The following is a 21,348-nucleotide window of genomic DNA, read 5'->3' on the forward strand; positions in this document are numbered from 1 at the left end:
GAGCCAGGCGAAACCGGATCGCGATTCACCCGAGACCGCCAGACGAAGGACGGCGCAGCAGCGCGCGAGTCGCGCCGAACGCCCGTCCCGCCGATCCGTCCCCCGCACCCCTCGCGGCTATAATGGCCGGATGAATGCTCACCATCAGTCCTTCGATGTCGCCGTGATAGGCGGCGGGCTCGTCGGCAAGACGGCGGCGCTTGCGCTGACACAGAGCGGCCTGCGTGTCGCGCTGCTGGCGCAGCATTGCCAGCCGCTGCCCGCCGGCGCCGTGTTCGATTCGCGCGTCTACGCGCTGTCCGCGAGTTCGCAGGCGCTGCTCGAACGCTTGCGCGTGTGGCAGGCGCTCGACGCCTCCCGGCTTTCGCCCGTCTACGACATGCGCGTCTATGGCGACGCGCACGCCGAACTGCACTTCTCGGCGTTCCAGGCTTCCGTGCCGCAGCTTGCGTGGATCGCGGAATCGTCGATGATCGAGCGCTCGCTCGACGCCGCGCTGCGCTTCCAGCCGAACCTCGCGTGCTCGACACCCGCGCGCAAGGGCTCGACATCAAGACGGGCGGCGCGACAATTGGTCTCGCGAACGGCAACGTGCTCGAGGCGGACCTCGTGGTCGGCGCCGACGGCGCGCATTCGTGGGTGCGCGCGCAGATCGGCTCGAAGGTGACCCGGCGCGATTACCGGCAGACGGGTGTCGTCGCGAACTTCAAGGCGGGGCGGCCGCACGGCGAGACCGCCTACCAGTGGTTCCGCGACGGCGAAATCGTCGCGCTGCTGCCGATGCCGGACGGTCACGTGTCGCTGGTGTGGTCGGCGAAAACCGAGCACGCGAACACGCTCCTGCGGCTCGACCCCGCGCAGCTTGCGGCGGAAGTCGAACGTGCGACCATGGGCACGCTCGGCACGCTCGACTGCGTGACGCCCGCCCAAGGCTTCCCGCTCGCGCTGCAAACCGTCGACCGCCTGGTTGCGCCGCGTGTGGCGCTGGTCGGCGATGCCGCGCATCTGATCCACCCGCTCGCCGGCCAGGGCATGAATCTCGGGTTGCGCGACGTGGCGTCGCTCGTCGACGTGATCGTGAAGAAAGAGGCGTTTCGCGATCTCGGAGACACGGTGCTGCTGCGCCGCTACGAGCGTTCGCGCAGCGAGGACATCCGCGCGCTGACGATTGCCACCGACGGCCTCCAGAAGCTGTTCGCGCTGCCCGGCAACGTCGCGCGGGCGGTGCGCAATACGGGAATGGCGATGGTCGGCGCGCAGCCGCTGATCAAGCGCTGGCTGGTGTCGGCGGCGCTCGGCTGACGCGCGCGTCGGCGCAGCGTGACGCAACGCGGCGCCGGCGTGCAAGTCTGACAGGATCGAACGCGAGGCATACCATCTCCTCGCGCACAACATGAACACAGGCGCTGACGAACGGCAAACACCGCGCGCCGGCGTCGAATCAGGAGTAGCAGCATGAAAAAACGCATCCGCATTGCCGCGCTGGCGCTGGCTGTCGCGACCATCGGCCTGGGCTGCTCGGCACAGGCCGATCAGACCACCGACAAGCTCAAGTCGACGCTGCAGTCGCGCCTGTCCGAAGCGACGATCAAGAGCGTGTCGAAGTCGCCGATCGACGGGCTGTACGAGGTGAATCTCGGCTCGCAGATCATCTATAGCGACGCATCAGGCGACTATCTGATTCTCGGCGACATGGTCGACGCGAAGACGCGCAAAAATCTGACGGAAGCGCACCTGTCCGACGCCAACCGCATCAATTTCGCCAGCCTGCCGCTCGCCAACGCGGTGAAAGTGGTAAAGGGCAACGGCAGCCGCAAGATCGCCGTGTTCTCCGATCCGAATTGCCCGTATTGCAAGCAGCTGGAAACGACGTTGAAGTCGATGGATAACATCACCGTCTATACGTTCCTGTACCCCGTGCTGTCGCCGGATTCGGCGGCCAAGTCGAAGTCGATCTGGTGTTCCGCTGACCGCGCGAAGGCGTGGGAAGCGTGGATGCAGGACCACCGCGCGCCCACGGCGCCCGGCACATGCGACACGGCCGCGATCGATAAAAACCTCGCGCTCGGGCAGTCGATGAACGTGAACGGCACGCCGACCGTGTTCCTCGCGGACGGCCGCCGCCTGCCCGGCGCCGTTCCCGCCGACGAGCTCGACAAGGCGCTGTCGTCGGTGCGCTGAGCGGGGCGACTTCCGCTCGAATCTGTCTGACAGGAGGCGCATGTCGCCTCTTGTGCCGATTGCAGCCCGATTCAAGCACGGTCGAAACCGGATTTGAGCGGGCGCGTCAGCGCCTCGCTCCACGCGGCACGATCGCTGCCCGCCTGAAGCCTTTCGAATTTTCCCCAAGTCTCCGACCCACGAGCGCCGATGAAGCCGATCCGCTACACCATCGTTCCGAAGCAGCCTGCCGCCCATATTTTCGAAGTCACCGTCACGGTCGCCGATCCCGATCCGACGGGCCAGCGTTTCATGCTGCCCGTCTGGATTCCCGGCAGCTACATGGTCCGCGAGTTCGCGCGCAACATCGTCACGCTGCGTGCGTTCAACGACGCCGGCCGCAAGGTGCGTATCGAAAAGACCGACAAGCACGCGTGGCAGGCGGCGCCCGTCAAGGGCGCGCTGACGCTGCGCTACGAGGTCTACGCGTGGGACATGTCGGTGCGGGCCGCGCATCTCGACGACACCACGGGCTTTTTCAACGGCACGAGCGTCTTCCTGTCGCCGCTCGGCTTCGAGGACGCGCCGTGCGTCGTCGACATCCAGAAACCGGCGGGCCCGCCATACCGCGACTGGCGCGTCGCGACGGCGCTGACGGAAATGCGCGGCACGAAGCGCTACGGCTTCGGCGAATACACGGCGCAAAACTACGACGAACTGGTCGATCATCCCGTGACGCTCGGCGAATTCGCGCTGGGTACGTTCAAGGCGCACGGCGTGCCGCACGACATCGTGATCGCGGGACGCGTGATCGGCCTCGACATGGCGCGGCTGTCGGCGGATCTGCAGCGCGTGTGCGAAGCGCAGATCGCGCTGTTCGAGCCGCGCTCGAAAAAAGCGCCGATGGACCGCTATGTATTCATGACCCAGGCCGTCACCGACGGCTACGGCGGATTGGAGCATCGCGCGTCGACGGCGCTGATCTGCAACCGTGCCGATTTGCCCGTGCAAGGCCGCAGCGAAACGACGGAAGGCTATCGCACCTATCTCGGTCTGTGCAGTCACGAGTACTTCCACACGTGGAACGTGAAGCGGATCAAGCCGGCTGTGTTCGCGCCGTACGACCTGACGCAGGAAAACTACACGTCGCTGCTGTGGCTGTTCGAAGGCTTCACGTCCTACTACGACGATCTGATGCTGGTGCGCGGCGGCCTCATCACGCAGGCGGACTACTTCACGCTGCTCGGCAAGACCATCGCCGGCGTGCTGCGCGGCAGCGGGCGTCTGAAGCAGACGGTCGCCGAAAGCTCGTTCGACGCCTGGGTCAAGTACTACCGTCAGGACGAAAACGCCGCGAACGCGATCGTCAGCTACTACACGAAGGGCTCGCTCGTCGCGCTCGCCTTTGATCTGACGATTCGCGCGCAAACGCAGAACCGCAAGTCGCTCGACGACGTGATGCGTCTGTTGTGGCAGCGCTACGGGCGCGATTTCTATCAGGGCAAGGCGCGCGGCATCGAGGAATCCGAGGTCGAGGCGCTGTTCGCCGAGGCGACGGGCGCGGATTTGTCCGGGCTTTTCGCAGAAGGCGTGCACGGCACGCGCGATTTGCCGCTCGCGGCATTGCTCGAACCGTTCGGCGTGACGCTCGAGGCGGAGGTCGATCCGAAGGCGAAGCCGTCGCTCGGCGCGCGCGTGCGCGGCGGCGCGGACTGCACGCTGGCTGCCGTGCACGACGGCAGCGCGGCACAGAAGGCGGGGTTGTCGGCGGGCGACGTGCTGATCGCCGTCGACGGCCTGCGCGTGACGGGCTCGAACCTCGACGCGCTGCTGTCGCGCTACCAGCCGGGCGCGAAGGTCGAAATCCACGCGTTCCGGCGCGACGAGCTGCGCGTGGCGCAACTCAAGCTGGACGGGCCGGATGCCGCGCGCTACAAGCTGGCCGCGAACGACAAGCCCGCTTCGGCGGTGACGGCACGCAAGCGCTGGCTGGGCAGGTAACGCAGCGCCGGCCGCCGCAGCCGGCGGCGGATTGTTCTATCGTTGCAACAATCCGTCGCCGCCGCGCTACTTTTTCCCGGCCGGGTAAAAAAACACAATAGCTCCACTCGCGCAACACAGCGCGCCCCTCACTGGAGTCACTGATGACCACGATCCTGCAAATCAACTCGTCGGCTCGCTCGCAAGGCGCTCAATCGACGCTGCTGGCAAACGAACTGACGGCGAAGCTGCAACAATCGAATCCGGGCGCGAAAGTCGTCGTCCGCAATCTGCACGAAGACGCGCTGCCGCACCTCGACGATGCAATTCTGGGCGCATTCTTCACGCCGGCTGAACAGCGCACGGCCGAGCAGCAAGCCATCGCAGCGCGCAGCGAAGCGCTGATCGCCGAACTGCAAGCCGCCGATATCGTCGTGATCGGTGCACCCCTGTACAACTTTGGCATCTCGTCGCAACTGAAGACGTATTTCGACTTCATCGCGCGTGCCGGCATCACGTTCAAGTACGGCGCGAACGGCCCCGAAGGCCTCGTGACGGGCAAGAAGGTGTTCGTGGTTTCGGCTCGCGGCGGCAAGTACGTTGGCACGCCGGGCGACTCGCAGACGCCTTACCTCAAGACGTTCCTCGGCTTCCTCGGCATGACGGACGTGAACTTCATCTACGCCGAAGGCCTGAACATGGGCCCGGACGCAGCCAGCGCGGCACTGGCCGGCGCACGCGAAGCGATCGCGGCTGCGTAAAGCATCGGAAGGTTCGTCGACGCGATGCGGCTATCGGCGGCATCGCGCCGGCAAACGAAAAACGCCACAGAACACAATTCCGTGGCGTTTTCTTTTGCGGGGCTGGCGTGACTCGCGTGGCGCGGAAGCAGGCGCGTTTCACGCGAAGACTTCGCCCGTTTCCGGTAGACGCCAGTCGATTGGCTGGCGGCCGTGCGCCTCGAGAAATTCGTTGGCGAGCGCGAAATGCCGGCAGCCGAGAAAGCCGCGATGCGCCGACAGCGGCGACGGATGCGGCGCTTCCAGCACGCAATGCGACTTGCCGCCGAGCAGCGCGCGCTTCGCTTGCGCATGCGCGCCCCACAGCATGAACACGAGGCCGTCGTGACGCATAGCCAGTTCGTGGATCAGCGTGTCGGTGCAATGTTCCCAGCCGCGTTTGGCGTGGCTCGCCGCGCGGTCGCGTTCGACGGTCAGCACCGTGTTCAGCAGCAGCACGCCCTGTTTGGCCCACGCGTCGAGACAGCCGTGCTGCGGCGTGTCATAACCGAGGCTCGCGGCGATCTCCTTGAAGATGTTGCGTAGCGACGGCGGTGGCCGCACCGAAGGCGGCACCGAAAACGCGAGGCCATGTGCCTGCGGCGTGCCGCGATCTTCACCGTGATAGGGGTCCTGGCCGAGAATCACGACCTTGACGTCGTCGGGGCTGGTGAGGCGCAACGCGCGGAACACGTCGGCGGGATAGACGGTCTTGCCTGACGCACGCTCGCCGTCGACGAAACGGCACAGCGGCGCGTAGTGATCGCTGTCGATGAACGGTTTCAGATGCGCGCGCCACGCGGGCGGCAACGCTTCGAATTGCGCTTCGAGCGTTTGCGTGCCGGTGGTGTCGGCGGGCGGTGCGGAAATTGGCGCGGCGTCGTCGGTGAAGAGCGAGGACTGCGCCGGCGGCGTGCGGGTGCGTTTGGCGGAATTCATGGCGGGCAAGTGTGGCAGCAAATGCAGGCGCGCTCAAGTTTCCTGCGTTCGCGGCGGCAGCCGCCGTCACGAAGTACGCCACTGCCGCGCGCGTTTCGCGTATGCGCCGCCGATGCGGCGCCCGCCGCTTTACGTCGAGCCGTTGCCCTCGCGCAGACGATACCCGCGCTGCGCCTTGCTGACGTCGTCGGGGCGCAGGCCGTGAACCGCCTGCGCCAGTTCCGCCGACAACGCGTTGAGCGCGCCCGCGTCGCCGCGCTTCAACTCCAGCTCGATTTCGCAGATCGGCGAGCTACGCGTTTGGCCGTTCACGTCGGCGCGTATTTCGCCTTGGTCGATGGCAGCCTCGACATCCGCGCCTTCGATCCTCACATGCCACAACGTTCGCGAGAAATTCGTCGTGAAGAGCGGAATCAGGGCGTCGCGTGCCTGCTTCAGCGCTTCTTTCGACGGCGCGTCGTCGCACGCATCGAGCAGCGCGTCGATTTCGAGCGCGTTGCCCTTGACGGGCATTTCCCACTCGTGCCGATTGTGCAAGCCGTCTTTCGACGCGCCGACCGTCTTGTACGTCTGCAGCCAGCCATCCGGCGTTCGCCGCACGCGCACGGCCGCTTTCGCGCGCGCGAGCGTCAGCGCGGGCGTGTCGAAATAGCGGTTTTCGAGCGTGATCGTGCGGCCCGGATTGCCGGCACGCTGGATGAACCATTGCGTCGCGGCGCCGACCTGATCGGACGGCAACGCCAGCTTGATTTCCTGTTCCATGCCCATCGCGCGACTCGCTTTTAACCCGTGATCAGAAGAACATTCGCGCAAGTTCCGCGCCCGGCTCTTCGGCGCGCATGAACGCCTCGCCGACGAGGAACGTGTTCACGTCCATCGCGCGCATCCGCTCGACGTCGACGCGCGACAGGATGCCCGACTCGGTCACGACGATGCGGTCGTCCGGCATCATGTCGAGCAGGTCGAGCGTCGTGTCGATCGACGTTTCGAACGTGCGCAGATTGCGGTTGTTCACGCCGATCAGCGGCGTTTTCAGCGTCAGCGCCTCGACCAGTTCATTCTTGTCGTGCACTTCGACCAGCACCGCGAGGCCCAGCGAATGCGCGTACGCTTCGAGATCCTGCATCTGCGAGGTTTCGAGCGCGGCGACGATCAGCAGGATCGCGTCGGCGCCCATCGCGCGGGCCTCCAGGATCTGATACGGATCGACGATGAAATCCTTGCGCAAAACAGGCAACGCACACGCGGCGCGCGCTTCTTCCAGATACGCCGCGCTGCCTTGGAAAAACTGCACGTCGGTGAGCACGGACAGGCACGCCGCGCCGTGATTCGCGTACGAACGCGCGATGTCGGCGGGCACGAAATGTTCGCGCAGCACGCCTTTCGACGGGCTTGCCTTCTTGACCTCGGCGATCACGGCGGCGAGGCCCGCCTCGTGCTTCGCGCGAATCGCGCCGACGAAATCGCGCAGGTCGCGCGTGGACGCCTGCAAGCGCAGTTCTTCCAGCGGCGCGCTTTGCTCCGCGGCGCGCACTTCGTCGCGCTTGACGCTGATGATGCGGTCCAGAATATCGCTCATGTGAATCCCGTTTATTTCTTGAACTGTTGCGTGAAGCGGACGAGTTCGTCGACCTTCGCACGCGCCTTGCCGCTCGCAATCGACTCGCGCGCGATCTGGATACCGTCCGCGATCGAATCGACGACGTTCGCGGCATACAGTGCCGTGCCCGCGTTCAACGTGACGATTTCGCGCGCGACGCCCGGCTTGTTGTCGAGCGCTTCGAGCAGCAGCACTTTCGATTCGTTCGCATCGGCGACTTTCAACGTCCGGTTCGACACCATCTGCATGCCGAAGTCCTCCGGGTGAATCTCGTACTCGCGCACTTGGCCGTCGCGCAGCTCGCCGACGAGCGTCGCCGCGCCGAGCGAGACTTCATCCATGCCGTCCCGACCATACACGACGAGCACGTGCTTCGCGCCGAGACGCTGCATCACGCGCACCTGAATGCCGACGAGATCCGGGTGAAACACGCCTTGCAACTGGTTCGGCGCGCCGGCCGGGTTCGTCAGCGGGCCGAGGATGTTGAAGATGGTCCGCACGCCGAGTTCGCGGCGCACGGGCGCGATGTTCTTCATGGCCGGGTGATGGTTCGGCGCGAACATGAAGCCCATGCCCGTTTCGGCGATCGACGCGGCCACCTGTTCCGGCTGCAAATCGATATTCACGCCGAGCGCTTCGAGCACGTCCGCGCTGCCCGACTTGCTCGATACGCCGCGATTGCCGTGCTTCGCGACTTTCGCGCCCGCGCCCGCCGTCACGAACATCGTCGCCGTGGAGATATTGAACGTGTGCGAGCCGTCGCCGCCCGTGCCGACGATATCGACGAAGTTCGAGTTGTCCTGCACGTCGACGTGACGGGCGAACTCGCGCATCACCGTGGCGGCCGCGGTGATCTCGCCGATGGTCTCTTTTTTGACGCGCAAGCCGGTGATGATCGCGGCCGCCATCACGGGCGACATGTCGCCGCGCATGATGAGGCGCATCAGGTGCAGCATTTCGTCGTGGAAAATTTCGCGATGCTCGATCGTGCGCTGCAGCGCTTCCTGGGGCGTGATCATGGTCGTGTCTCCCGTTTATGCGCTGCGCGCCGCAGCTTTCGATTGCTTCACGAAGTTTTCGAGCAGGGCGTGGCCGTGTTCCGACAGGATCGATTCCGGATGGAACTGCACGCCTTCGACGGGCAGCGTCTTGTGGCGCACGCCCATGATTTCGCCGTCGTCGGTCCATGCGGACACTTCGAGGCAATCGGGCAGGGACTCGCGTTCGATGGCCAGCGAGTGATAGCGCGTGACGGTGAAATGCTTCGGCAGGTCGGCGAACACGCCTTTGCAGTCGGTTTCGATCTGGCTCACCTTGCCGTGCATGATGGTCTTCGCGCGCACGACACGGCCGCCGAACGCCTCGCCGATCGCCTGATGCCCGAGGCACACGCCGAGAATCGGATATTTGCCGGAGAATTCGCGCAGCACGTCGAGCGTGATGCCCGCGTGTTGCGGATTGCTCGGTCCCGGCGACAGGCAGATGCGCTCGGGGTTGAGCTTCGCGATGTCGTCGAGCGTGATTTCGTCGTTGCGATAGGTCCGCACGTCTTCGCCGAGTTCGCCGAAGTACTGGACCAGGTTATAGGTGAACGAGTCGTAGTTGTCGATCATCAGCAGCATGGTCAGTCTCCGTCAGAAGTCGCTATCGAGGCCGTCTTGCACTTGCTCGGCCGCGCGCAGCACCGCGCGCGCCTTGTTCTCGGTCTCTTGCCATTCGGATTCGGGCACCGAGTCGGCGACCACGCCCGCTGCCGCCTGCACATACAGATTGCCGTTGCAGATCACGCCCGTGCGGATCGTGATGGCCAGGTCCATTTCGCCCGTGAACGACAGGTAGCCGACGGCGCCGCCGTACAGGCCGCGCTTCACGGGTTCGAGTTCGTCGATCAGTTCCATCGCGCGGACTTTCGGCGCGCCCGACAGCGTGCCCGCCGGGAATGTCGCGCGCAGCACGTCGAAGTTGGTCATGCCGGGCTTCAGCGTGCCCTCGACGGAACTCACAATGTGCTGCACGTGCGAATACTTTTCGATCACCATCTTGTCGGTCACGGAGACTGAACCGATTTCCGCGATACGGCCCACGTCGTTGCGCGCGAGGTCGATCAGCATCACGTGCTCGGCGATTTCCTTCGGATCGTTCAGCAGTTCGGTGGCGAGTTCGGCGTCGCGCTCGGGCGTATTGCCACGCGGACGCGTGCCCGCGAGCGGACGGATCGTGACGATGCGGTCTTCGTTGCGCTTTTCCTGACGCACGAGAATTTCCGGCGACGCGCCCACCACATGAAACTCGCCGAAGTTGTAGTAATACATATACGGCGACGGATTCAGCGAACGCAGCGCGCGATACAGCGACAGCGGATTGTCCCGATACGGCTTGGTCAGACGCTGGCCGACCTGCACCTGCATCAGTTCGCCCGCCGCGATGTACTCCTTCGCCTTGCGCACGGCGGCGAGGTAATCGTCCTTCTTGAACTCGCGGAAAATGTCAGTGCGCACGCTCGCCGACGTGACGGGCGGCTGCACGGTCGTGCGCAGCCGCTGCTTCAGTTCGCGCAGACGTTGCTTTGCGCGCGTGTAGGCTTCGGGCGTGGTCGGATCGGCGTAGATCACGAGGTACAGCTTGCCCGCGAGGTTGTCGATGACGGCGACTTCTTCCGTCAGCAGCAACTGGATGTCGGGCAGGTTCAGGTCGTCGGGCGGGGCGGTGTGCGCGAGCTTTTTCTCGATGTAACGCACCGCGTCGTAGCCGAAGTAACCCGCGAGGCCGCCCGCGAAGCGCGGCAGGCCCGGACGCAGCGCCACCTTGAAGCGGCCCTGGAACTGCTGGATGAATTCGAGCGGATCCCCTTCGTGCGTCTCGACGACGTTGCCGTCCTTCACGACTTCCGTCACGCCGTTGCGCGTGCGGATCAGCGTGCGAGCGGGCAGGCCGATGAACGAATAGCGGCCGAAGCGTTCGCCGCCCACCACCGATTCGAGCAGAAACGAGTTCGCGCCGTTGCGCTCGGTTTGCGCGAGCTTCAGATACAGCGACAGCGGCGTTTCGAGGTCGGCCAGCGCTTCGGCGATCAGCGGGATGCGATTGAAGCCCTCGTTCGCGAGGGACTGAAATTCGAGTTCGGTCATGTTCCGATCCTGTTCGTGCGTCCGAAGCGTGTGGTGCGTCGGACAAAGCGGGGCTGCGTTACCGGTCGAATGTGCTCGTCACAGGTGATAAAACCGGCGCGCGCTTTCCCCACGACGCATGCACGGTTTCACAGCACGACGATAGTACGCAAGGTACGCGACGGCTAGCTGAAACTCGGTGCAGCGAGGTTAAGCCGGTCAAACCGGCGATTCGGGAAAAGCGCGTGAGCGCAGCGAAGTAAAAAACGGGTGCCGAAGACGAGCCTCAGCGTACCTCAGGCGAGGTGTTAGCGCGACCAGCGACGCCAGGGCCAGGCTCCCCGGTCGATCGTGCTCAGACTCCGTTTTTTATTCAGAAACATGAGGAAGACTTTGAAATAAGTCAGGAATTGGGTGCTGCCGATTGTACTGCATTGTGCGCTGCGATTGCCTTGGCGGCGCCCAACAGCGATGCAACTATACCATCCGATTTTATGGTTTGCACAGATTCGCCGTGATTGTAGCCATAGGGGACGGTCAGCGTCGCCATGCCGGCTGCGCGGCCCGCGAACGCATCGTTCTGCGAATCGCCGATCGCGACGGTAGCCCGCGGGGCGACGCCGAGCGCCTTGCACGCCGTGAGCATCGGCAGCGGATCGGGCTTTTTCGCCGCGACGCTGTCACCGCCCAGCACGACCTCGAAATAGCGCAAGAGGCCATATTGCTCGAGCAGCTGCGTCGCAAAACGATGCGGCTTGTTGGTCACGCAGGCGAGCTTGACGCCCGCGTCGCGCAACGCGATCAGCCCCGCTTCGACATCGGGATAGAGCCGCGTGTGAAGACCGTTGATCTTCGCGTACTCCTCCTGATAGATCGCGAGCGCCTCGTCGAAGCGCGACTGCGCAAAGCCTGTCTCGAAGCGCGGTGCGAGCACGCTGCGGATCAGGTGCTCGGAGCCCTTGCCGACGTAGTCGATCACTTCTTCGCGCGAGGTTTCTTCCGCGTCGAGCTGCGCGAGCATGCCGTTCAGCGAGGCAGTGAAATCGTCGGCGGTGTCGACCATCGTGCCGTCGAGGTCGACGATCGCCGCGAGAATCTTGCCCGCCGTGAACGCGGGAGCCGGGTATTGAGGCGACGTTTGCATCTCAGCGTCCGACGGAAGCGAGCTTGTCACGCATCTGACCGATGATCGTCGCGTAGTCGGGATGGCCGAAAATCGCCGAACCCGCCACGAATGTGTCCGCGCCCGCCGCCGCGATCTCCGCGATGTTGTCGATCTTCACGCCGCCGTCCACTTCGAGATGAATCTCGCGGCCGGTCCGTTCGTTGTAGGCGTCGATGCGCGCGCGCGCCTCGCGCAGCTTGTTCAGCGCCTCGGGAATGAACGATTGGCCGCCGAAGCCCGGATTCACCGACATGATCAGCACCAGATCGACCTTGTCCATCACGTGATCGAGGTAATTCAGCGACGTGGCCGGGTTGAACACGAGGCCGGCCTTGCAGCCGTGATCGCGAATCAGCGACAGTGTGCGGTCGATATGGTCCGAGCCTTCCGGATGGAAGCTGATCACATTGGCGCCCGCCTTCGCGAAGTCGGGCACGATGCGGTCGACGGGACGGACCATCAGATGCACGTCGATGGGCACCTGCACGTGCGGGCGGATCGCTTCGCACACGAGCGGGCCGATCGTCAGGTTCGGCACGTAGTGGTTGTCCATCACGTCGAAGTGAATCCAGTCGGCGCCCGCGGCGACGACGTTGCGGACTTCTTCGCCGAGCCGCGAAAAGTCGGCCGACAGAATGCTGGGAGCGATGCGGAATTGAGTCATGGCGTGGGGTGAGGCGGGAGACGGAAAACCGCTATTTTAGCGCCGCCGCGTGCGGTCTTGCCTGATGGGCCACGTCGTCCCGGGCTCGCCGCCGATGGCCAATGCGGTTGCGGGCCTGCGCTGCATCAAGCAGAATGCCAAACCATGTCAACGCCAGCACCGGCGCGCCGCAACGAGGGCGCAGCCGCCCGCACACGGCCTCGCGCAGATCGATAGCGCGTCTCGCTCACCATCGGAATCAGCATGAGTCAGTACGAATTCAGCGTGTCCTCCCAGGTCCGGTACATCTCCGAGGAATCGGACCCAGAGCATCGGAAATACGCCTTCGCCTACACACTCACCATCCGCAATACTGGCCAGGTCACCGCGCAGCTGATCGCGCGCCACTGGGTTATCACGGATAGCGAAAATCGCGTTCAGGAAGTCAAGGGGCTGGGCGTCGTCGGGCATCAGCCGCTGCTGAAGCCGGGCGAGCAGTTCGAGTACACGAGCTATGCCGTGATCGCGACGCCTGTCGGGACGATGCGCGGCGAATACTTCTGTGTGGCCGAAGATGGCGAGCGTTGGGACGCGCCCGTGCCGGAATTCGTGTTGCGCATGCCGCGCACGCTGCATTGAAGAACGGGCATAAATGCGTCTGGGCCGTCAGCGGCGCGGCGATTGCTGCGGCGGGGCCTGTTTTGCGTCCTGCTTCTGGCGTGCGGCTTTCTTCTTGCCGGACGCCGTCCACACAACGATGAAAATCAGCAGAAAAAGCGCGAGGAGCGACTCCAGCGCGAAGATGAGCATCGGGTATTCGTCGAACAGATCAGACATGGCAGTTTCCATTCAGAACAATCATTGTATGCGTTTTGCCCGCCGGGCCGCCGCCTGGGCGGGGGCACTGTCGATTGCCGTGCTGCTCGCGTCATGCGGCGGAGGCGGCGTAGTGCGGCCCTCCGTTTCGCCGCCCACGGGCGCCGCGATCATCCCCGGCCAGATGGCCGCGCAACGGCTGACGGCTGTCGCCTGGCAGCAGGTGCCGGGCTGGCAGGACGATTCGCTGATCGGCGCGGCCGCAGCGCTGCGCCAGAACTGCGCGCGCCTTGCCAGTCAGCCGACTTGGCGGCGCGCCTGCGCAGCGGCGCTGATGCTGGATGATCTCGACGTCGCCAGCGCGCGCACTTTCTTCGAGACATACTTCACGCCGTTCCAGTTCGCGAACACCGACGGGACGCTCGACGGCCTCGTGACAGGCTACTACGAGCCACTGCTGCGCGGTTCGCGCGTGCGTCATGGCGTGTATCAGACAGCCTTGTACCGTTGGCCTTCGGCGTACCGTCCTGGTTCGCCGATGCCAGCGCGCGCGCAACTCGAGCGCTCGGGCGTGCTCAACGGCAACGAACTGGTCTGGGTCGACGATCCCATCGAGGCGTTCTTTCTGCAGGTGCAGGGCTCGGGACGCATCGTGATGGAAGATGGCAGCGTGATGCGCGTCGGCTTTGGCGGGACGAACAATCAGCCGTACAAATCGATTGGCCGTTGGCTGCTCGATCGGGGCGAACTCACGCCGGCGCAGGCGACGATGCAAGGCATCAAGGCCTGGGCGCGCTCGAACCCGACGCGGGTTGACGCGCTGCTCGACACGAACCCACGCTATGTGTTCTTTCGCGAGATGACTTCGAACGAAACGGCGCCGTCCGGCGGCGCCGACGGTCCGATCGGCGCACTTGGCGTGCCGCTTACGCCGGAGCGCTCGATTGCCGTCGATCCGTCGTCGATTCCGCTCGGCACGCCTGTTTTCCTGCAAACGACGCGACCCATGACGAACGCGCCGATGAACCGATTGGTATTCGCGCAAGACACGGGCTCGGCGATCAAGGGCGGCGTGCGCGCCGACTACTTCTGGGGCCTCGGTGACGAAGCGGGCGATCTGGCCGGAAAGATGAAACAGGCAGGACGGATGTGGTTACTGCTGCCTAATTCCTGAGCCCGCCTGGCGGCGGGCGCGTCGGACGAGAGGCCCGACGGCGGCATACCTTGCTGCCGTCGGGCTTTTTTCGTTTGCGCGCCGTTCCCGCCCGTTCCCGCTCGTGCACGCGGGATTATGCGGCCGCCTTGCGCTTGTCGACCACCCGACGCGCCTTGCCCACCGAGCGCTCGATACCGTTCACGCCTTGCAGCACGACGTTCGCCGTGACGCCGATCAGCGCCTTGATGTCGTACGCCAGCGTTTGCCTTGCGGCCTCGAGCGCGGCCGTGTCGGGTGCCGATTCCGGGCACGGTTCGACGTTCAGCGTCATCACATCGAGCGGTCCTTCCTTCGTGAGCACAATCTGATAGTGCGGCGCGAGCGCATGCTGTTTCAGCAGCAGTTCCTCGATCTGCGTCGGAAACACGTTGACGCCGCGAATGATCATCATGTCGTCTGAGCGGCCGGTGATCTTCTCCATGCGACGCATCGTGCGCGCGGTGCCGGGCAGCAGACGCGTCAGATCGCGCGTGCGGTAACGGACGATGGGCAGCGCCTCTTTCGTGAGCGAGGTGAAGACGAGCTCGCCGAGTTCGCCGTCGGGCAGCACTTCGCCCGTTTCGGGATCGATGATCTCGGGATAGAAATGGTCTTCCCAGATCGTCGGGCCGTCCTTGGTTTCGACACATTCCGATGCCACGCCCGGTCCCATGACCTCCGACAGACCGTAAATGTCGACGGCATCGATACCCATGCGCTCCTCGATCGCGCGGCGCATGTCGTTGGTCCAGGGCTCCGCGCCGAAGATGCCGATACGCAACGAGCAGTGCTTCGGATCGACGCCCTGCCGTTCCAGTTCGTCGGCAATCGACAGCATGTAGCTCGGCGTTACCATGATGATGTCGGGACGGAAGTCCTGAATCAGCTGCACCTGTTTCTCGGTCTGGCCGCCGCCGAACGGAATCACCGTGAGGCCGGCGCGTTCCGCTCCATAGTGAGCACCGAGGCCGCCTGTGAAGAGGCCGTAGCCGTAACTCACGTGCACCTTGTCGCCACGCCGCGCGCCCGACGCGCGGATTGAGCGCGCAACGAGATTCGCCCAGTTGTCGATGTCGCGCGCTGTGTAGCCGACGACGGTGGGCTTGCCCGTTGTGCCTGACGATGCGTGAATCCGCGAAATCTGATCTTGCGGCACGGCGAACAGGCCGAACGGATAGTTGTCGCGCAAATCCTTTTTCGTCGTGAACGGAAAGCGCGACAAGTCGGAAAGCGTCTTCAGTTCAGACGGATGCACGCCCGCTTCGTCAAACTTGCGTCGATAGACGGGCGAATTTTCGTACGCGTGCGTGAGCGACCATTTGAGCCGTTCGAGCTGCAATGCAGCGAGTTCGTCGCGGCTCGCCTTTTCGATGGGGTCGAGCGGAAGCGGGGTAGTCATCGAATGTCTCCTTGCTTTCAGAATAGGATGCCGCGCGAGAGGCGAAGCCATTACGTGGGGTGACTTTGCACCGTCAGTTGTTGACGGAGATCACCGTGCCTTTGATCTGTGCGGACTTGCCGCGAAACATCGCAACGGTTTCGTTTGCGCGATTCGTGACGCGAATGTCGTAGATGCCGTTGCGGCCGCTCACGGTCTGCTCGACCGCTTCCGCGGTCAGCACATCGCCGCCTTGCACGGGGCGCAGAAACTCGATTGAGCAGCCAGCTGCGACCGTGTTGATGTTGTACGAGTTGCAGGCGAACGCGAATGCCGAATCGGCCAACGTGAACATCAGGCCGCCGTGACAGATCTGGTGGCCGTTCAGAAAGTCGCTGCGCACGGTCATGCGCAGACGCGCGTATCCTGCACGCACTTCGAGAATTTCTATACCAAGCGCCTTGCTGCAGGCGTCGTTGGCGTACATCGCGTCGGCCGTTGCGCGCGCCAGTTCGTCGGGCGTCATCGTGTTGCCCAGTTCGGGTTGAGTGGACATGTCAGCGGCCCTCAAATCGCGGTGCGCGTTTTTCGATGAAGGCGCGGACGCCTTCAGCGTAGTCATGCGATGCGCCGAGTTCGCGCTGCATGTCGCGTTCGAGATCGAGTTGTTGATCGAGCGTTTGCGTCGCGCTCGAGCGCATTGCCTGCTTGATGGCGGCGATCGCACGCGTAGGCTGTTGCGCGAGCTGCGCGGCGAGGTTGGCAGCAGCCTTTTGCAGTTCGGCGTCTTCCACCACTCGCCAGACGAGGCCCCAACTTTCGGCCTTTTCTGCGCTGAGCTTATCGCCCGTCATGGCGAGGCCGAGCGCCCGAGCCATGCCGACGCGCTGGGGCAGGAACCACGTGCCGCCGGAATCCGGCACCAGCCCGATTTTTACGAAAGCCTGGATGAAGCTCGCCGAACGGGCGGCCAGCACGAGATCGCATGCGAGAGCCAGGTTGGCGCCCGCGCCCGCCGCCGTACCGTTGACGGCCGCAATGACGGGCAGGGGAAGCGCCTGCAGGCGGCGGATCAACGGATTGAAGTGCTTATCGATCAAATCGCCGAGGTCAGTCATCGCGCCGGGCGTGAAATCCAGGTCAGCCAGATCCTGCCCCGCGCAGAAGCCGCGGCCGGCGCCCGTAAGAACGAGCGCGCGAGCGCCCGCCGCTTCGACTTCATCGAGCGCCGCGCCCAGTTCCTGGTGCATCGCGCGCGTGAAGCTGTTCAGCTTGTCGGGACGGTTCAGCGTAACGGTCGCGACGCGTGTTGCGTCGTCGATCTGTACGCGGATCGCTTCATAGGACATCGGGTGTCTCCTCGTCTCCAAACGTTTCTGGTGTCGGGCCGTTCAAACGCGCTCGATGGCAAGCGCGATACCTTGTCCTACGCCGATACACATCGTGCACAGTGCGTAACGGCCATCGGTGCGTTCGAGCTGGTACAGCGCAGTAGTGATCAGACGCGCGCCCGAGGCGCCAAGCGGGTGTCCCAGCGCGATGGCACCACCATTGGGATTCACGCGACGATCGTCGTCTCGCAGACCGAGCTGACGCAGAACGGCAAGCCCTTGCGACGCGAAGGCTTCGTTGAGTTCGATCACGTCAAACTGATCGAGCGTCATGTCGAGCTGAGCCAACAGCTTTTGCGTGGCGGGCGCGGGTCCGATGCCCATGATGCGCGGCTCAACGCCTGCCGTTGCCATGCCGATCACGCGGGCGCGCCGGCGCAGGCCGTATTGCTCGGCCGCTTGCTGATTGGCGATGAGCAGCGCACACGCGCCGTCATTGACGCCCGACGCATTGCCCGCCGTGACGGAGCCGTCTGGACGCACGACGCCTTTCAGCTTGCCGAGCGCCTCGAGCGACGTTTCACGCGGGTGCTCGTCAAGCGTCACGCGGACCGGTTCGCCTTTTCTCTGGGGAATGTGGACAGCGACGATTTCCTGAGCAAGTGTGCCGTCGCGCTGAGCGCGCGCTGCCTTCTCCTGACTGCGCAGTGCAAACGCATCCTGGTCGGCGCGGCTGATATCGAAATCGACAGCGACGTTCTCCGCCGTCTCGGGCATCGAATCCACACCGTATTCGCGCTTCATTTGAGCGTTGACGAAGCGCCAGCCGATCGTCGTGTCGTAGATCTCCGATTGCCGTGAAAACGCGGACGCAGCCTTGCTCATCACGAACGGCGCGCGCGTCATGCTCTCGACACCGCCCGCAATCATCAGGCGTGCTTCACCCGCCTTGATCGCGCGGGCTGCTGTGCCGACGGCATCCACGCCCGATCCGCACAGACGGTTGATGGTGGAGCCTGGCGCGTCCGTCGGCAAGCCGGCGAGCAACGCCGACATACGCGCTATGTTGCGGTTGTCTTCGCCCGCCTGGTTTGCGCAACCGTAAATCACGTCGTCCAGCGCGTGCCAGTCCACGCCCGGGTTCCTTTCGATCAGCGCCTTGATTGGAATGGCGCCCAGGTCGTCGGGTCGGACATCTTTCAGTGCGCCGCCGTAGCGGCCGAAGGGAGTGCGGATCGCGTCACAGATAAAAGCGTCGGTCATATCGGGTTCCCGCGAAAAGAGGACCGGAAAAGAAAGAGGCCGGCCCTTGGACTGCATGTTAGTTCGACGTTTCGTGCGTGTTGAGTCGGCCAGAAGTTATAGGACAAAACGTCGGTCAAACGTCCTATAACGCTCGGTCGGCTTACGCTTGAACCGCTTTCGGCTCAACATGGACCCGGCTTTGAACGACGCGGAAGCGGTTCGCGACGAAAGCGGCGTCGGCGAGCGCGGCGTTCGCTGCTGGGTTCGCGCCAGTGCCATGAAAGTCGGAAAACGCTGCCGACTGGTTGACGAAGACGCCACCCGTCAAATTGATGGACAGGGCGACACCGCCGCGAATCGACGCTTCGGTCGCAGCATCGATCACCTGGTTGTTGGTGCTGTAGACAGAGAAGGTGAGCGCGCCGTGTTCGGCCGCAATGCGACCGGCGAGCTCGAGCGACTGCTCTGTCGAGTCCGTTGCGATCACGAATGAAATCGGGCCGAACCATTCTTTCGTGAACAGCGCCTCGTCTTTCGCGGCGTCCAGTTGCAAAACGAGGGGGGTGCGAACACGAGCGCCTGCGAACGCCGGATGGTCGAGTGACTGGCTGTCGGCGAGAACGCGTCCGAGCGTGCGTGCCTCATCGATGCGCTGCAGGACGCCTTCATTCTGGATCGCGCCCAGCAATTCGACGGCGCGCGCCGGGTCGGAGCCGAGTTTCTGGACGGCACTGGAGATCGCCTCGGCCACCGTCTCGAACGGGATCATGCCTTCGGCGGTGCGGATACCGTCGCGCGGCACGTAGATGTTTTGCGGTGCCGTGCACATCTGGCCGGAATACAGGGCGAGCGAGAAGGCGATGTTGCGCGCGGCGGCTTTAATGTCGTCGACTGAGTCGATCACGATCTGGTTCACGCCGGCCTTTTCGGTGAACACTTGTGCCTGATGGGCGTTGCGTTCGAGCCAGGTGCCGTTTTGCGTGCTGCCCGTGAAGTCGATGAGCTTGATTTCCGGTCGTTGTGCAAGGTTTTGAACGAGCTCACCGTCGTTCGGGTTGGTCGCGAGCAACGTCACGACATTCGGGTCGAAGCCGGCTTCACGCAGCACGTCGCGCGCGATTCGCACCGTGATCGCAAGCGGCAGAATCGCGCCCGGATGCGGTTTGACAATGACCGTATTACCGGTGGCGAGGTCCGCGAAGAGACCGGGGTAACCGTTCCAGGTGGGGAAAGTGCAGCAACCCAGGACCAGGCCCGTGCCGCGCGGCACGATGTTGAAGCGCTTCTGCATCGCGAGCGGCGGGTTCTTGCCTTGCGGTTTTTCCCAGTGCGCGTCGGCGGGAATCCGGCGCAACTGGTCCCACGCATAGGCGACGGCCTCGAGCGCCCGGTCCTGAGCATGCGGACCGCCTGCCTGGAAAGCCATCATGAATGCCTGGCCAGTGGTATGCATCACGCTATAGCCGATTTCAAAGCTCGACCGGTTGATGCGTGCGAGGATTTCGAGACTTACACCCACCCAGGCTTGAGGCCCGGCTTCACGCCATTTTTTCTGTGCCTGCGCGGCCGCCGCGATCAGCGCATCAGGGTCCGACTTCGGATACCGGATGCCGAGCGGGAAACCGAACGGCGACTGCTCCGCGCCAACCGTTTCACCCGTGCTGGGCTGGTCGAGTTCGAACGTCTTGTCGAGGTGGGCCTTGAATGCCGTTTCGCCGTCCGCGTTCGCAGTTTCCCCGTACACTTTGGGACTCGGCATTTCTGAGAACGGGCTCCAGTAGCCGCGCGTTTGGATGGCGGCAAGCGCTTTCTGCAGCGTGTCTTCGTGCTTCGTAAACAGTGAATGGGTCATGGCGGGCGAGATGCTGATTGAACGTTGGAGAAAACCTTGTCGATTTATTGACCGACCGGTTGGTTGGTGAATGTTAGCATTATTGGGATGCGACGCGAGCCCCTTGCGTCTGCTGGTAAACACTTAGGAGGAGTGCATGGCTTTCGAGAACATTCTGGTCGAGACACGTGGTCGCGTAGGGCTTATTACGCTGAACCGTCCGAAGGCGCTTAACGCGCTGAACGACGCGCTGATGGATGAGTTGGGAGTAGCGCTTCGCGCGTTCGACTCTGATGAGAACATCGGCGCCATCGTGATCACCGGAAGTGAAAAAGCGTTCGCAGCCGGGGCCGACATCGGAATGATGGCGACATATTCCTATATGGACGTCTATAAGGGCGACTACATCACGCGGAACTGGGAGGCCGTCCGATCAGTTCGCAAGCCGATCATTGCCGCAGTCGCCGGATTCGCGTTGGGCGGCGGTTGCGAGTTGGCGATGATGTGCGACATCGTCTTTGCGGCTGACACCGCGAAGTTCGGCCAGCCGGAAATCAAACTGGGCATCATGCCGGGTGCCGGCGGCACGCAGCGGTTGCCGCGCGCGGTGTCGAAGGCCAAGGCGATGGATCTGTGCTTGACGGCGCGCTTCATGGACGCCGCAGAAGCCGAGCGTGCTGGATTGGTGTCGCGTGTGATCGCGGCGGCGCATCTGGTCGACGAAGCTATCGCGGCTGCCGCGACCATCGCCGAATTTCCGATGCCGGCCGTCATGATGGTGAAAGAGTCCATCAATCGCGCTTACGAGACGACCCTGGCCGAGGGTGTGCATTTCGAGCGCCGGTTGTTCCATTCGTTGTTCGCGACCGAAGACCAGAAAGAGGGAATGGCCGCGTTTGTCGAAAAGCGCAAACCGGTCTTCAAACATCGGTGATGAGATTGGTCGAAAAACCGCTTGCAACCGCCGGTGCAAATGTCTAGAATTCCGGTCTTTCGCGCTGCGGACAACGCGGCGCGGGAGACGCGGGAAAGGGCTGGAAGCCAGCAATGACGGGCTTTCTGCTGAAATCGACGGGTTGGGAAGTTAAAAAAACCGGTTGACGACAGCAAAAAGGTTCTTCATAATCTCGTTTCTCTGCTGCTGACGCGGCAACGCGGTGAAAGCAAGGCGCTTCCTGC

At 63.8% G+C, this 21,348-nt stretch carries 20 protein-coding genes and 1 pseudogene; 7 read left to right on the forward strand and 14 right to left on the reverse strand.

All coding sequences use genetic code 11. The annotated features are described in order from the left end of the window. Positions 1–130 precede the first annotated feature (130 nt). From H3V53_RS33725 to H3V53_RS33740, 4 genes and pseudogenes are all read left to right on the forward strand, one after another. Positions 131–1,302, forward strand: a pseudogene (locus H3V53_RS33725) (UbiH/UbiF family hydroxylase). 153 nt (positions 1,303–1,455) lie between these two features. Beyond that, positions 1,456–2,181 carry a thioredoxin fold domain-containing protein gene (locus tag H3V53_RS33730; RefSeq protein WP_054918712.1) on the forward strand — a complete coding sequence of 242 codons (726 nt, stop codon included), beginning with the start codon at positions 1,456–1,458 and terminating at the stop codon, positions 2,179–2,181. A gap of 189 nt (positions 2,182–2,370) precedes the next feature. Continuing rightward, positions 2,371–4,161 carry a M61 family metallopeptidase gene (locus H3V53_RS33735; protein WP_336601529.1) on the forward strand — a complete coding sequence of 597 codons (1,791 nt, stop codon included), beginning with the start codon at positions 2,371–2,373 and terminating at the stop codon, positions 4,159–4,161. A 143-nt stretch (positions 4,162–4,304) separates the two neighbouring features. Next, the gene (locus H3V53_RS33740; protein ID WP_054918715.1) at positions 4,305–4,901 is read left to right on the forward strand and encodes an NAD(P)H-dependent oxidoreductase; all 597 of its coding nucleotides are present in this window, start codon (positions 4,305–4,307) and stop codon (positions 4,899–4,901) included. Between the two features lie 138 nt (positions 4,902–5,039). On the opposite strand, the gene H3V53_RS33745 is transcribed toward H3V53_RS33740, so the two are convergent. The 8 genes from H3V53_RS33745 to rpe form a co-directional block, all read right to left on the reverse strand. Beyond that, on the reverse strand, positions 5,040–5,858 hold the full coding sequence (locus H3V53_RS33745; protein WP_336601530.1) for a uracil-DNA glycosylase: 819 nt from the start codon (positions 5,856–5,858) through the stop codon (positions 5,040–5,042). Between the two features lie 129 nt (positions 5,859–5,987). Beyond that, complete coding sequence (locus tag H3V53_RS33750; RefSeq protein WP_336601531.1) at positions 5,988–6,626, reverse strand: CYTH domain-containing protein; 639 nt, start codon at positions 6,624–6,626, stop codon at positions 5,988–5,990. Positions 6,627–6,651: 25 nt separating this feature from the next. Beyond that, the gene (gene trpC, locus H3V53_RS33755) at positions 6,652–7,437 is read right to left on the reverse strand and encodes an indole-3-glycerol phosphate synthase TrpC (protein ID WP_054918721.1); all 786 of its coding nucleotides are present in this window, start codon (positions 7,435–7,437) and stop codon (positions 6,652–6,654) included. A gap of 11 nt (positions 7,438–7,448) precedes the next feature. Next, positions 7,449–8,477 (reverse strand): anthranilate phosphoribosyltransferase, encoded by a 1,029-nt coding sequence (trpD, locus tag H3V53_RS33760; RefSeq protein ID WP_054918723.1) that lies wholly within the window; start codon positions 8,475–8,477, stop codon positions 7,449–7,451. Between the two features lie 15 nt (positions 8,478–8,492). Beyond that, the gene (locus H3V53_RS33765) at positions 8,493–9,080 is read right to left on the reverse strand and encodes a glutamine amidotransferase-related protein (RefSeq protein WP_054918725.1); all 588 of its coding nucleotides are present in this window, start codon (positions 9,078–9,080) and stop codon (positions 8,493–8,495) included. Between the two features lie 12 nt (positions 9,081–9,092). Then, positions 9,093–10,586 (reverse strand): anthranilate synthase component I, encoded by a 1,494-nt coding sequence (gene trpE, locus H3V53_RS33770; RefSeq protein WP_054918727.1) that lies wholly within the window; start codon positions 10,584–10,586, stop codon positions 9,093–9,095. Between the two features lie 382 nt (positions 10,587–10,968). After that, entirely contained in the window at positions 10,969–11,709 is a 741-nt protein-coding gene (locus tag H3V53_RS33775) for a phosphoglycolate phosphatase (protein WP_336601532.1), read from the reverse strand. Between the two features lies 1 nt (position 11,710). Next, positions 11,711–12,394 carry a ribulose-phosphate 3-epimerase gene (gene rpe / locus H3V53_RS33780; protein WP_336601533.1) on the reverse strand — a complete coding sequence of 228 codons (684 nt, stop codon included), beginning with the start codon at positions 12,392–12,394 and terminating at the stop codon, positions 11,711–11,713. 243 nt (positions 12,395–12,637) lie between these two features. Here rpe and apaG point away from each other — a divergent pair, with 243 nt between their 5' ends. Further along, positions 12,638–13,012, forward strand: a complete 375-nt coding sequence (apaG, locus tag H3V53_RS33785; RefSeq protein WP_054918733.1) for a Co2+/Mg2+ efflux protein ApaG — start codon at positions 12,638–12,640, stop codon at positions 13,010–13,012. 27 nt (positions 13,013–13,039) lie between these two features. Here the strand turns inward: apaG and H3V53_RS33790 are convergent, their stop codons facing one another. Beyond that, positions 13,040–13,210 (reverse strand): hypothetical protein, encoded by a 171-nt coding sequence (locus tag H3V53_RS33790; protein ID WP_336601534.1) that lies wholly within the window; start codon positions 13,208–13,210, stop codon positions 13,040–13,042. Between H3V53_RS33790 and mltA the strand changes: the two genes are divergently transcribed. Then, positions 13,131–14,363 (forward strand): murein transglycosylase A, encoded by a 1,233-nt coding sequence (mltA, locus tag H3V53_RS33795; RefSeq protein ID WP_336601535.1) that lies wholly within the window; start codon positions 13,131–13,133, stop codon positions 14,361–14,363. The two genes, H3V53_RS33790 and mltA, sit on opposite strands and share 80 nt — an antisense overlap. 115 nt (positions 14,364–14,478) lie before the next feature. Here mltA and paaK read toward each other — a convergent pair whose 3' ends face one another. The 5 genes from paaK to paaN form a co-directional block, all read right to left on the reverse strand. Then, positions 14,479–15,783: a phenylacetate--CoA ligase PaaK gene (gene paaK / locus H3V53_RS33800; protein WP_336601536.1), complete on the reverse strand. Its 1,305-nt coding sequence runs from the start codon at positions 15,781–15,783 to the stop codon at positions 14,479–14,481. 73 nt (positions 15,784–15,856) lie between these two features. Next, positions 15,857–16,318 carry a hydroxyphenylacetyl-CoA thioesterase PaaI gene (gene paaI, locus H3V53_RS33805; protein ID WP_336601537.1) on the reverse strand — a complete coding sequence of 154 codons (462 nt, stop codon included), beginning with the start codon at positions 16,316–16,318 and terminating at the stop codon, positions 15,857–15,859. A 1-nt stretch (position 16,319) separates the two neighbouring features. Then, positions 16,320–17,111 carry a 2-(1,2-epoxy-1,2-dihydrophenyl)acetyl-CoA isomerase PaaG gene (gene paaG / locus H3V53_RS33810; protein ID WP_336601538.1) on the reverse strand — a complete coding sequence of 264 codons (792 nt, stop codon included), beginning with the start codon at positions 17,109–17,111 and terminating at the stop codon, positions 16,320–16,322. 42 nt (positions 17,112–17,153) lie between these two features. After that, positions 17,154–18,356: a 3-oxoadipyl-CoA thiolase gene (gene pcaF, locus H3V53_RS33815; protein WP_336601539.1), complete on the reverse strand. Its 1,203-nt coding sequence runs from the start codon at positions 18,354–18,356 to the stop codon at positions 17,154–17,156. Between the two features lie 142 nt (positions 18,357–18,498). Further along, entirely contained in the window at positions 18,499–20,190 is a 1,692-nt protein-coding gene (paaN, locus tag H3V53_RS33820) for a phenylacetic acid degradation protein PaaN (RefSeq protein WP_336601540.1), read from the reverse strand. Between the two features lie 136 nt (positions 20,191–20,326). On the opposite strand from paaN, the gene H3V53_RS33825 reads away from it, so the two are divergent. Next, the gene (locus tag H3V53_RS33825) at positions 20,327–21,103 is read left to right on the forward strand and encodes an enoyl-CoA hydratase (RefSeq protein ID WP_336601541.1); all 777 of its coding nucleotides are present in this window, start codon (positions 20,327–20,329) and stop codon (positions 21,101–21,103) included. Positions 21,104–21,348 lie beyond the last annotated feature (245 nt).

Source organism: Paraburkholderia bengalensis (genome assembly GCF_037126505.1).
GTDB classification, from domain to species: Bacteria; Pseudomonadota; Gammaproteobacteria; order Burkholderiales; family Burkholderiaceae; genus Paraburkholderia; species Paraburkholderia bengalensis.

Coding starts and splice junctions, on each gene's coding strand:
- trpC (WP_054918721.1), bottom strand. CDS start 7,437: ATGAGCGATATTCTGGACCGCATCATCAGCGTCAAGCGCGACGAAGTG.
- H3V53_RS33825 (WP_336601541.1), top strand. CDS start 20,327: ATGGCTTTCGAGAACATTCTGGTCGAGACACGTGGTCGCGTAGGGCTT.
- rpe (WP_336601533.1), bottom strand. CDS start 12,394: ATGACTCAATTCCGCATCGCTCCCAGCATTCTGTCGGCCGACTTTTCG.
- paaK (WP_336601536.1), bottom strand. CDS start 15,783: ATGACTACCCCGCTTCCGCTCGACCCCATCGAAAAGGCGAGCCGCGAC.
- H3V53_RS33745 (WP_336601530.1), bottom strand. CDS start 5,858: ATGAATTCCGCCAAACGCACCCGCACGCCGCCGGCGCAGTCCTCGCTC.
- H3V53_RS33740 (WP_054918715.1), top strand. CDS start 4,305: ATGACCACGATCCTGCAAATCAACTCGTCGGCTCGCTCGCAAGGCGCT.
- H3V53_RS33775 (WP_336601532.1), bottom strand. CDS start 11,709: ATGCAAACGTCGCCTCAATACCCGGCTCCCGCGTTCACGGCGGGCAAG.
- H3V53_RS33765 (WP_054918725.1), bottom strand. CDS start 9,080: ATGCTGCTGATGATCGACAACTACGACTCGTTCACCTATAACCTGGTC.
- mltA (WP_336601535.1), top strand. CDS start 13,131: ATGAAAATCAGCAGAAAAAGCGCGAGGAGCGACTCCAGCGCGAAGATG.
- H3V53_RS33730 (WP_054918712.1), top strand. CDS start 1,456: ATGAAAAAACGCATCCGCATTGCCGCGCTGGCGCTGGCTGTCGCGACC.
- paaI (WP_336601537.1), bottom strand. CDS start 16,318: ATGTCCACTCAACCCGAACTGGGCAACACGATGACGCCCGACGAACTG.
- trpD (WP_054918723.1), bottom strand. CDS start 8,477: ATGATCACGCCCCAGGAAGCGCTGCAGCGCACGATCGAGCATCGCGAA.
- paaG (WP_336601538.1), bottom strand. CDS start 17,111: ATGTCCTATGAAGCGATCCGCGTACAGATCGACGACGCAACACGCGTC.
- apaG (WP_054918733.1), top strand. CDS start 12,638: ATGAGTCAGTACGAATTCAGCGTGTCCTCCCAGGTCCGGTACATCTCC.
- paaN (WP_336601540.1), bottom strand. CDS start 20,190: ATGACCCATTCACTGTTTACGAAGCACGAAGACACGCTGCAGAAAGCG.
- H3V53_RS33735 (WP_336601529.1), top strand. CDS start 2,371: ATGAAGCCGATCCGCTACACCATCGTTCCGAAGCAGCCTGCCGCCCAT.
- H3V53_RS33750 (WP_336601531.1), bottom strand. CDS start 6,626: ATGGGCATGGAACAGGAAATCAAGCTGGCGTTGCCGTCCGATCAGGTC.
- pcaF (WP_336601539.1), bottom strand. CDS start 18,356: ATGACCGACGCTTTTATCTGTGACGCGATCCGCACTCCCTTCGGCCGC.
- trpE (WP_054918727.1), bottom strand. CDS start 10,586: ATGACCGAACTCGAATTTCAGTCCCTCGCGAACGAGGGCTTCAATCGC.
- H3V53_RS33790 (WP_336601534.1), bottom strand. CDS start 13,210: ATGTCTGATCTGTTCGACGAATACCCGATGCTCATCTTCGCGCTGGAG.